Source organism: Vibrio sp. Vb1554, assembly GCF_033344235.1.
In genome coordinates, this window is sequence record NZ_JAWPOJ010000166.1 from 1 (window position 1) to 1,485 (window position 1,485).

Annotated in this window: 1 protein-coding gene; it reads right to left on the bottom strand. The window is 45.0% G+C overall.

Annotated features, from left to right (window positions below; all coding sequences use genetic code 11):
* Positions 1-245 precede the first annotated feature (245 nt).
* Positions 246-1,268, bottom strand: coding sequence for a tryptophan--tRNA ligase (gene trpS / locus R8N28_RS24615; protein WP_029851261.1), 1,023 nt, complete (start codon positions 1,266-1,268; stop codon positions 246-248).
* Positions 1,269-1,485 lie beyond the last annotated feature (217 nt).

The window sequence follows — 1,485 nt, forward strand, 5'->3', positions numbered from 1 at the left end:
ACAAATAGCAAAACAAAAGCAGCAAGTTCGCAGTTATCAAACCGAGCTAAAACAGCTCGAATCCAGATTGGCAACGCAAAGAGCCACCAGCCACGCGAGTTGGTCTGAATCTGACTGGCAGCGTTACTATCAAAAAGAGATAGCGAATTTTCGTCGCGATTTCTTTTCTTCATAAGGTACGCATACAAAAAAGCACGTTGCAGGTTAGCTTTCGCGCCTTTTTACTTTGTGCTCCCGAACCTATTTCAGAACAAGTTCAAGCCAAACACACTCTTAACATCGGACAAAACTTGTTCTGTTTTTTCTCGAGAGACTTGGCTGCCATGTTTAAGAATCTCAATAAGTTGCGCTTTGTCGTTCAAATACAACGCCCGTTTCTCTCGGATCGGACGCAGCATTTCTTGAAGGCATTCTTCCAATACTTTTTTCGTGGTTCCATCTCCTAGCCCGCCACGGCGATAGTGCGCTTTGAGTTGCTCGACATGCTCTTTGTCAGAGTGAAAAGCATCGAGATAAGTGAACACAATGTTGCCTTCTACTTGACCAGGATCTTCGATGTGCAAATGGCTTGGGTCGGTGTACATGGATTTCACTGCAACTGAGATTTCCTTTTCAGTCGCCCCTAAGTTAATGGCATTGCCCATGCTTTTCGACATTTTATTTTTGCCATCAGTACTCGGTAAACGTGGCGCATCACTAAGCAACGGACGGCACTCTTTTAGGATCTCTTGTCCGCCAAGGTGGTTAATCTTTCTCACGATTTCATTCGTTTGCTCAAGCATTGGTAATTGATCATCCCCAACCGGAACAAGTGTCGCGCGAAAACCCGTTATATCAGCGGCTTGAGAAATTGGGTAAGTCAGGAACCCTGCAGGAATTGAACGCTCAAAACCTTTGCTTTGAATTTCATTTTTTACGGTTGGGTTACGCTCTAAGCGAGCAATGGAAACTAAGTTGCTGTAATACATCGTCAATTCTGCGAGGGCTGGCAGTTGAGATTGCAAACAGATAGTGGTTTGAATGGGGTCGATGCCAACTGCAAGGTAATCTGCGACTACGTTTAGAATGTTCGAAGATACCTTTGAAGGATTGTGCGCGTTATCGGTCAGGCCTTGCATATCGGCGACCAGAATGGTTTGGTCATGCTCCGATTGTAATGCCACACGCTGTTGTAACGAACCGACGTAATGACCAAGGTGTAAAGGCCCTGTAGCTCGGTCCCCCGTGAGAATGATTTCGCGTTGTTGATGCGTTTCTTTGATGTTCATGGTTATCTCCTAGTCAAAATAGATCGCTACTGGAGATAAAAAGACAAGACACTCTTCGCTACCTTCCAGCAGCGTAAGAATGTAAGAATTCCGCGCCGCTCTACATAGAGCGCCACCAGAAAAAGTATGATGATGAAGGTGTGAAGAATAAGTTCATGCGTCTTAAGCTAACAGGGACTAAGACAATGCTCAATCCCAATGTGAAGAAAATGAAGTG